This is a genomic window from Sphingobium sp. WCS2017Hpa-17 (genome assembly GCF_031843765.1).
Lineage (GTDB): Bacteria > Pseudomonadota > Alphaproteobacteria > Sphingomonadales > Sphingomonadaceae > Sphingobium.
Window position 1 is genome coordinate 40,692 of record NZ_JAVTIV010000025.1, and the last position, 9,599, is coordinate 50,290.

A 9,599-nucleotide genomic window follows, 5' to 3' on the forward strand; every position below is an offset into this window, starting at 1 on the left:
CCTCATTTCCCGGCCTCCCGCATCCGGGCGGCCATGCTGCCTTTCCCGCCGCCGATTAGCCGCTGGAGGTCCACCATCGCCCGCGCCAGCGAAAGTCCCTGCGGCCCCGCAATGAAACGCGGCTCCCAGATCGGCACGAACTTCGCCTTATAGGCACGCAAACCGCCAAAGCCATAGAAGGCATCGCCATGGCGGTAGAGGAAGGCCGCCGCCTTGACCCAGAGTGGGGACAGGCGGCGGGCTTCCAGTCCGGACAAGGGCGCAATCCCGAGCGTGAACCAACGATAGCCCTGCGCCCGGCCCCAAAGAAGCAGGCTGGTGAAGATGAAGTCCATAACGCCGGGTGGCGCGCCGCCGCTGTGGCGCATCAGGTCGACGGACAATTCCTGGCCGTCCGCCGTCGCCCATATATTGGCGAAGGCGACGATCCGTCCGTGGCAGCGCACGACCGCGCAATCGAACTTTGTCATATAGCTGTCCCCGAAGCGGCCGACGCTGAAGCTCTTCTCGGTCGCGCCCTTGGTAGCTAGCCAGTCGTCGGACACGGCGCGCAATTCGGGCAGCAGAGTCGACACATCCGCAGCTGCGACGATCTCGAAACTGGCGCCATCGCGGGCGGTCCGGCGAAGGGCGTGGCGCAGCGGGCGGGCCTGCGATCCGTCCAGCGTGAACGTGCTGAGGTCAATCCGTGCCTCCTCGCCATATTTGACGATGGACAGGCCAAGGTCGATGGCCAGTGGCAGGCACTCAAGGCTCAGCTGATAGAGCAATAATCGTCCCTGCGCGGCGTCGGCCCGCTCTCGCATGCGCCATAGCAGGTCGCCCCATTCAGCCGGATCGCCGACCGGATCGCCCATGACGATCCAGCTATGCCCCTGCACCTGATACATCAGGAAGGCGCGACCGGACGGGGATGTCAGGAAACGCTTGTCGCCGGTGAGCGCAAGGCAGGCGTCGGTCCGACGGGCGAGGGAGAGCGCGGCTTCGCTGGGCGGGCCGCACGGCACATCGTCGCGACGGTCGGTGGCAGGACGCAATAATCCTATGATTGCGGCGCCGACCATCACTACGCCGGTGGTCAAGGCAGCGCGCAGGAAGCGCGAGGCGTCCTGATGGCGGCCGAATTGCCACCACAGATCGCTTTGATAATCGACATGGCGATAGGCGATGAAACCGATCCAGATGGACAGGCCGACGGCGACGCCCAGCGTGGCGATCCATCCCGGCGTCAATATGGCCGATGTCAGGCTGGTGCGGCGATAGAAGGCCGCATGGCTCCATTGCAGCAACGCGGCGATGGACAGGAGGATGATCGCTTCCTCATAATCCAGCCCCTTGCTGAGCGAGAAGATCGCGCCGGCGACCAGCAGTAGCCGCGTCAGCCAGAAGGCGCCATCCAGCCGCCGGTAGAGGCCCGATGCGAGCAGGATCAGCATCGCGCCGGTCATGCTGGCGGCCAGATGGGATGCCTCAACAAAGGGCATGGGGATGATGCCCGCCACGGTGCGGAACCGGCCCGGCACGGCGGGGAGCGATCCGGAAATAAGCAGGATGGTGCCGCCCACCGCTACCAGCGCGGCGAACATGGTGGGGGCGATCGCACGGGCCAGCGTCTGCGCGCCACCCATGACTTGGTGTATGGGTCGTCGCCAGGCATGGCTTTCATGCGCGGTGATGAGGATGACGGCCACGAACAGCGGGATCAGATAATAGAGGATGCGATAGGCGATCAGCGCCGCGATCAGCACTGGCTGGTCGACATTGGGCAAAGTGGCGACGATCACCCCTTCGAATATGCCGATGCCGCCGGGCACATGGCTGATCAGCGCTACGATGATGGCCAGCGCATAACCCAGGAAGAAAGTGGGATAGAGAGTAGAGGAGAGATGGGGAACGAGGACGAACAGCGCGGCGCTGGCAAAGGCCAGGTCGATGCAGGCGATGCCGATCTGCGCCAGCCCCTGCGCCCTGCTGGGCAGCGTCAAGGCCCAGCCGAAGAGGTTGACCGAACGGGCGGCTGGGCCGAGCGCGGAGAGGAGCAGCATCGCACCGATTAGCAGGGCGATGCCGATGGCGCGCTGTGCGGTTGGATCAAGCGCGAAGCCGCCCAGCGCGATGGCCGCGGGATGGAGCGCCATGGCCAGTGCGGCGAGAGTGAAGACGCCGCCCCAAAAGGCGAAGCTGGCGGACGCGATGATGCGCGCGACGTCCCCCGGCCCAAGACCCGCCGCGCCATAGATGCGCAGCCGCGCCGACCCGCCGGTGACGATCGCCAGGCCCAGATTATGGCTGAGCGTATAGCTGCAAAAGGACGCTAGCGCCGCCGTGCGCCAGCCGATCCCGCTGCCGATGATGCGCAGCGCCAGATGATCATAGAGGGTAAGTGCAAGATAGCTAAGGCCGGTCAGCAATGCGCAGGCGGCGATGGCGGCGGGTGAAATGGCATGAAATGCGGTGCGGACATCATGCCAGTGTATTTCGGTGAAGACATGGTCAAGTGCTGTGAAGGCAAGCATCACCACCAGCAACAGCAGCGCAAAGCACAGCAGATGCCGACGCCTGCTGGCAGCGGCCGGAAGCGCAAGGCTGCTCATCGACCGGCGTCGCGCCAGCCTACGGCACGCCCGATACCCTGTAACAAAGCGGCGCTGACGGCATCGGCATCATGGTGCAGCGGGTGGCCGCCGGGTAGTTCCAGCCGGGTGACATTGGGCTGGCGTAGTGCCGGGCAGAGGCTTTCCATCTCCTCCGCGCCATGGATGCAGAGCAGCGGCGTCCAACTGAGCCGCTGGGCCGCTGTCACTGCGTCCTCAGCCGGCTCATTGAAGGAGAAGATTTCGGAGGGAGAAGCGCGCCATTGTCGGGTTGCGCCGGGTACGATCAGGCCGATGAAGGCGATCCGACGGCGCAAATCCGTTGGGACATAGGGCAGCGAGGGGGCGATCACATCCGCGCCGAAGGACTGACCGAGTAGCAACAGCCGGGCATCCGGGTCGAGGGCGACGGCGCGGCGCAGGCCATCGGCGATCATTGCGCCGGCTTCTTCGGGCGTACGGCGGGTGCGGAAGAAATGCAGGCTGTTTTCAGCCACGACGGGGATGCCCTGGCGTGTCAGTCGTTCGGCGACATCCGGTCCCAGCCCGGCGTGAAATCCCATGTCGCCCGACAGATAGAGCGCCACCGCGCGCGGCTGATGCTGGCGGGGGACTGTCTTGGCCGGCAGCGTGTCGAACAGCGCGCCATTGCCGATATAGCCGATATAGCAAAGCGCCAGGAGCAGTGCGCCGGTGAGGCCCGCCAGGCCGATCGTTGTCCGGCTCATGACGCGCTGCTCCAGGCCGCGCCATGGGCCGTGTCGGTCGATTGCACCCGTCCGCTGCGCTCCAGCTTGCCCCAGCCGACCCAAGGGCCGAGGATGGCGGTGCCTACGGCGCGGATGACGACGCTGTACATGATCTGGCGGTAGATGAAGCGCTGCCCCACCAGCAGCAGGGCGGGATAGCGTTTCTCGCGCGGCTCCAGCCGATAGGCGACCGCGCCGCAGGCGATGTCGATCGCGGTGAAGGCGATCCAGTAGAGCGCCATGCGCAGCACGTCGCTTTCGGTCTGCGCCCAGCCATGCTGGTGGACGCGCAATGTGGTATCGAGCGCGCTGACCACCAGCGCCAGGTCGATGATCGGCGACACCATCGCAAAGCCGATCTGGAACAGCCAGGCCTGGGGCAGGCCGACCCAGGCAAGGCCGGCCGGTTTGCCTTCCCGCCAGATGCCGCGATGCTTCCACAGACATTGCAACGTGCCATAGGCCCAGCGGAAGCGCTGTTTCGACAAGGCGCGGAAGCTTTCCGGCGCTTCGGTCCAGGCGACCGCCTCCGTATCATAGGCGATGCGCCAGCCGGCGCGCTGCACGGCGATGGTCAGATCCTGATCCTCCGCCAGTGTATCAACCGGATAGCCGCCCACCGCGTCCAGCGCCGACCGCCGCCAGGCACCGACCGCGCCCGGTACCACGGTGATCGCGCCGAACCGGGCCAGCGCGCGCCGTTCCAGATTTTGTGCCGTCACATATTCCACCGCCTGCCAGCGGGTGACGAGGTTGATGCGGTTGCCGACCATGGCGTTGCCGGCGACGGCACCGACTGCCGGATCGGCGAACCAGCGGCCGAGCCGGGCAATGGTCAGTGGTTCGAACTGCGTATCGGCGTCGAGCGCCACGATGATCGGTGCCCGCGCCAGCTCCAGCGCGCGGTTGAGCGCCGCCGCCTTGCCGCCATTGGCCAGGGTCAGCAATTGCACGCGGCTGTCACCGGCAAAGGCGTCGGTGACGATGCGGCTGGTGCCGTCGGTCGATCCGTCATCGACCACGATCACCTCCAGCCTGACCTGCTCGCTGGACAGGACGCGGCGCACGGATGTTTCGATGACCTTGGCTTCGTTGAAGGCAGGGATGATGACGGACACGAACAGGTCCGGCTCGATCGCTGGTGGCGCGATGCGGTTGCGCGGCAGCCGGCTGCCCAGTGCCAGGCCTGCCAGCATCAACGCGCGACCGATGCCAAACAGGATGACGGCGAAGAACAGCCATTTGAGCGTCATGGCGATGGCGGCGAGGATCAGGAATATGGCGACATCGACCCGCACGGCGGCAAGGTCCGCACCGCGCACCTGCGGCATCACCTGCGCCGGCGTCAGGCCGGCCAGTGTCGATACCGGGACGAAGCGATAGCCGCGCGCCTTGAGCGCCCCAATGATGCGGGGCAGGGCGGCCACGGTCTGTGCCCGGTCGCCGCCGCTGTCATGCAGCAGGATGATCTGCGCCGAGCGATCCGCGCCGCCGGCTTCTACCTGCGCGATGGTCCGTGCAACGATCGCGTCGGCGCCCGGCCGGGTCCAGTCGCCCGGATCGACATGCAGGCCGACGTTAAGATAACCGGCTTGCTGCGCTTGCAATGCCGGCCCGATCTCGTCCGCCGTGGTCGGCTCTGCATCGCCGAAATAGGGTGCGCGGAACAGGCGCATGGCGTGGCCGGTATAGGCTTCCACCAGTCGCTGCGTGCTGTTGAGTTCCAGCGTCACGCCCCTGTCCCACACCTGCGCCAGATTGGGGTGGGTGTAGCTGTGGTTACCGATCTCGCTGCCCTGCGCGAGGATCTGGCGCAGCAGGCCAGGATGCATCATCGCATTTTCGCCGATGACGAAGAAGGTCGCGGGTACATGCGCCTCGCGCAGGATGTTCAGGATCGGCGGCGTCCAGACCGGGTCCGGACCATCATCGAAGGTCAGCGCCACCTCATGCGGGCGATAGCCGGTACGGCGGATGACATAAGGGGTCGGCAGGCTGGCGAAATGCTCGTCGGTGATGAGGCCGGCGGTGCGGCCCGATCCCATGGCGATCGTGCGGCGACCGATGGTCGGCACGTCGTCGATCCGCAAAATCTCGCCATTGCCCTCGACATCGACCGAGTTGAAGCTGGTCAACCGGCCTATGGCGGCGGGCGGCGCATTGTCGCGTTGCTTGAGTGCAGACCAGAAGCCGGGATCTTCTGACCCCAGTCGCCACAGGGCGATGCCGCCGGTGCCGGCCAGCCGCGCGGCGCGGATTTGGTTCCAGCCGCTCGCCGCGTCCAGCATCCAGACATGATGGACCTGCCCATCCTGTTGATAGTCGAAGCTTGCATTGCCCGATGCCGGATCGAAGCGGATCGGGGCGCCGCTGTCGTGCGCGGACAGCCATGCATCCTCGATCGACAGGGTTTCGGCGTTGGCCGCGCCGTCGGTCCAGTCATAGGCATAATTGCCAATGGCGACGATGGTTTTGGCGGCCGGCACGACCTTCAATGCGGCGCGCAGTCGCTGCACGAACCAGGGCTGGGCGGCGATCGGGCCAGCCTTGTCGCCGATATAATGCTGGTCATAGTCCATCAGGAACAGCCGGTCGGCCAGTTGCCCATAGCGGGCGAGATTCCAGCTGCTGTCGTCCACCGGCACGGTCAGCGTCAGTAGCAGATGCTGGTCGCGCAGCATCGGCGCGGCCTGTCGCAGGAAGGACAGATAGTCGCGTTGCGCAGAAGCCGGCAGCGCCTCGAAATCGAAGACGACGCCGGCGGCGTGCAGCGTCTTTAGCGCCGGGACAAGCTGATTGAGAAATGTCGTGCGGGCGCGGCGATCATGCAGCAGGGCGGCGGTGCCTTGGCCGTCCCAGGCGCCATCGGCGACATTCTGCACGACCGGCAGGATTTTAGGACGGCGATGAGCCGCACGGATGATCGCAGCAAAATGGCTATCGCTTGCTACTTGCAAATGATGCGCGGGACCGGTGACCGACAGCAGGGCGGGGGCGATCCAGTCGATATGGTTCACATGCTCGCGCAGCGACGCGCGACTGGCGTCGTCCCATGGCACATAGAAGGCGGCGGTAACCGGATGAGCAGGGATGGCAGAGCCGCCATGGGGCAACCAATGGGCAAAACCGGCGCGCAACTTCGCGCTCAAATGGCCGAGCTTCTGGCCGATGCCTTCGGCGCGCGGGCGTTCCATGCGCAGCGGTACGGCAGGGGGTACAGGTACATCGACTATGGTAAAAGCGAAGGCGACCGCCGCCAGCATGAGCGCAAACAGCGTTACGAACAGGGCGGGCAGGGTGAAACGGCGGCGACGCCCGCTGGCATCGTAGAAGATCGGCCTCTGCATCGTGCACCCGTGATATGGAGAGGCGGCGCAACAGGGGAAACGCCGCCTCTCACTGCACGGTCGAGGAAAATGACCGCAACCGTGGATAGGATAGTGCGATCGTCAGCAGGATGAGCGCATCATTACAGTTTCGTCATGAGGTCCGTTACACTGAACGCCCCACCTCCGTCGGACGATGATCGCAAGTCGAGTTCTTCACTGTTCAACTTTATAGAATGGAATGGTGGAATTTATCAGGATGAACGCAAAAGCCTCCGCTGGCTATGAAGGGCGCATAGCCAATCAGGAGTTTTCGCCATGCTGACCATCGCCACACCGCGCCTCAGCCCTGCCGAATGGCAGCATGTCCAGCAGGCGCTGAGTGCCGTTGCCGATTGCGGTTGCGGCGAACCGAGCGCTGCCGGATCGCTGCGGTCGCGCATCGGTCATGCGGTGGATGCTCTGATTGGCGCGAAGAAGGCGGCGCCCGCGCCGCTTCCCGCCCGTCTCCATCCGGTGCGTGATTTCCTCTGCGAGACAGGCCGCACCCGCCAACTGGCCGAGCGCCATGTGCCTACTCTGGCCGCGCAGGGCTTTTCCCGCGCCCAGATCGAAGCGCTGGCGCTGCTCGGCGCCTGACCCATTTCCCGAAAGGAACTGTCCCATGTCCATCCGCTCTTCCGATATCGACGCCGTCGACACGATCATCCTGCCGCCGGTCCGTGATCTGGGCGACGGCTTTACCGTCCGCCGCGCGCTCCCTTCGACACATCGTCGCATGGTCGGCCCGTTCATCTTCTTCGATCAGATGGGGGAGGCGGTGTTCAATAGTGGCGAAGGGCTGGACGTTCGCCCGCACCCGCATATCGGCCTCGCCACTGTCACCTATCTGCTGGAAGGCGAGATATTGCATCGCGACTCCGTCGGCTCCGTCCAGTCGATCCGGCCGGGCGAAGTCAACTGGATGACGGCGGGCAGCGGCATCGTCCATAGCGAGCGCACATCGGATGAAAATCGTGCAAAGGGCGGCAAGCTGTTCGGTCTCCAGACCTGGGTGGCACTGCCCACGCAGCATGAGGAAGCCGACCCCGGCTTTTCCCATCACAAGGCGCAGGAAATCCCGACGATCGAGGATGCTGGTACGCGGTTGACTCTGATCGCCGGTAGTTCCGACGGGCTGGTGTCGCCGGTCAAGACCTTCTCCGACATGGTCTATGCCGACATCGTCCTTCAGGACGGCGCACGCTATCAGGTGAAGGCCGAGCATATCGAGCGCGCCATCTATGTGGTGGCGGGCGAGGTCGAGGTGATCGGCCAGACCGGCGGCTTTGCAACTGGCGAACTGGTGGTGTTCAAGCCCGGCGCGGAGATCGTGTTGCGGGCGAAAGGCGGGGCGCGGCTGATGCTGTTGGGTGGCGAGCCGTTGCCGGAAAAGCGCAACATCTACTGGAATTTCGTTTCGTCCTCGGCGGAACGCATCGAGCAGGCCAAGGCCGACTGGCAGGCGCAGCGCTTCGCCAAAGTGCCGGACGAGAGCGAGTTCATCCCGCTCCCGGCCTGACCTGGGCTCGAGGGACCGGTTCCGTGAACTCGAGGTTCGCGCGGCGTGTGCGGTGGCGCTGCTCCCCAGATCAGGACAGCCGGCCGTGGGCCTATGGCTGGCCAGGGCATGCGGCGGTCTTGCGGGTATGGCGGAGGCAGCACTGGACGACGTAGTCGCTGCGATTGAAGGCTACGAGTTCGCGCTGATCAACGGAGGGCTTGGCGAGCTCTACCGTCTTCCCCTGAGGCTGTCGAAGTTGCTCGGCTGGGCCGGCTTCGCCGTTCACGCCCGCCGGATCGCCGGTGATGACGGGTCGACTGCGGCGGAGAAGCTCAATGACCTCTACTCACGGATCTTCGCGACTTATTCCCTGTCGCTAGTGTCGATGAGCGATTGTCAGGCTCCTGACGTTCTCATCGCGCTCACGGCGTCGTCGCACGCAGGTCTGCTGGATCATGGCGAGCGGCTGCTGGGTCACATGTTTTCGTCAGCGGTCCTCTGCCGGGGGCGGGTCGCGCGGTCCGACCTCGATCCGAGCAAGCAGCTCTCGTATCTCATCATGCGAACCGGGTCAGAGACTGAGCCGAGCCGCGAACTCGTTGCGCAACCGACCGAACTAGTATTGGCATTGCTCAGGGCGTCACGACTCTTTGACCTCTCCGAGGAATTCGATTCTTCGCTCGCTCAGCTCGATCACCTTGCCCTGAACGCCTATCTTCCCGAGACCTATCTGACCTTTGGCGAGGAACACATCGCGGGTGGCGTGAACTCCGTTTTCCAAATCGGACATGACGTCTGGAGCGTCGCCGAACTTGAAGCAGCCTGGCCAGACTTCCCAGCACCTTCTGGGCCGGGGCAGGCGATGACGGCGATACTGAGTTCGCTGCTTTTCCCGGATCGCGTCCCGTGGTTCCTGTTGCCGGTTCCCAGCTCATCGAGAATTAGCGCGATATCGTCGGCGCTGGGTTCCGAGCCGATCCGCTACGATAAATCACGACGTGAAAGAGGGTAATGGCAGGTTCAGACAAAGCTGACGCATTTCAGTCTGCGGCGGAACGGCGACATCTGGTCGTAGATAGCCGCCGGAAAGCGGCCGGTCCGCGCTTGGGGACCGAAAAATCGCCGCTGAATGTCTCACAAGGGTGTGCGCCGTGCAAAGGCGGCACTTTCTAGCGGGTGAAAGGCCCGCCCGGCGATGCTCCAGCCGGAAGCAACCGGGGCAGGCATGGAGGTGACGAAATGTCTGAAGCCCCCGGATGGCGGTCACGTAGGTGACCGTGCGAGCGTACAGGCCGTAACGTGAGTGAACGCTGAGCAATCCTCGGAAAGGACGATGTGCAGGCCGACCCGTTAACCCTTACGGGGAAGGTTGATATGGACGGGCGAG

Annotated in this window: 6 protein-coding genes; 3 read left to right on the forward strand and 3 right to left on the reverse strand. The window is 64.7% G+C overall.

The annotated features are described in order from the left end of the window. Positions 1-2: 2 nt before the first annotated feature. From mprF to RQH62_RS21820, 3 genes are read right to left on the reverse strand one after another with little or no spacing between them, the layout of a single operon-like run. Positions 3-2,594 (reverse strand): bifunctional lysylphosphatidylglycerol flippase/synthetase MprF, encoded by a 2,592-nt coding sequence (gene mprF / locus RQH62_RS21810; protein ID WP_311270755.1) that lies wholly within the window; start codon positions 2,592-2,594, stop codon positions 3-5. Next, complete coding sequence (locus RQH62_RS21815) at positions 2,591-3,322, reverse strand: AcvB/VirJ family lysyl-phosphatidylglycerol hydrolase (protein WP_311270756.1); 732 nt, start codon at positions 3,320-3,322, stop codon at positions 2,591-2,593. Before RQH62_RS21815 ends, mprF begins: the two co-directional genes overlap by 4 nt. Further along, positions 3,319-6,690 carry a glycosyltransferase gene (locus tag RQH62_RS21820; protein WP_311270757.1) on the reverse strand — a complete coding sequence of 1,124 codons (3,372 nt, stop codon included), beginning with the start codon at positions 6,688-6,690 and terminating at the stop codon, positions 3,319-3,321. The genes RQH62_RS21815 and RQH62_RS21820 overlap by 4 nt, the downstream gene beginning before the upstream one ends. A gap of 297 nt (positions 6,691-6,987) precedes the next feature. Between RQH62_RS21820 and RQH62_RS21825 the strand changes: the two genes are divergently transcribed. The 3 genes from RQH62_RS21825 to RQH62_RS21835 all read left to right on the forward strand — a co-directional run bounded on the left by RQH62_RS21825 (position 6,988) and on the right by RQH62_RS21835 (position 9,224). Beyond that, the gene (locus RQH62_RS21825) at positions 6,988-7,308 is read left to right on the forward strand and encodes a hypothetical protein (RefSeq protein ID WP_311270758.1); all 321 of its coding nucleotides are present in this window, start codon (positions 6,988-6,990) and stop codon (positions 7,306-7,308) included. 25 nt (positions 7,309-7,333) lie between these two features. Further along, positions 7,334-8,230 carry a pirin family protein gene (locus tag RQH62_RS21830; RefSeq protein WP_311270759.1) on the forward strand — a complete coding sequence of 299 codons (897 nt, stop codon included), beginning with the start codon at positions 7,334-7,336 and terminating at the stop codon, positions 8,228-8,230. Between the two features lie 127 nt (positions 8,231-8,357). After that, positions 8,358-9,224: a hypothetical protein gene (locus RQH62_RS21835; RefSeq protein WP_311270760.1), complete on the forward strand. Its 867-nt coding sequence runs from the start codon at positions 8,358-8,360 to the stop codon at positions 9,222-9,224. Positions 9,225-9,599: the final 375 nt, after the last annotated feature.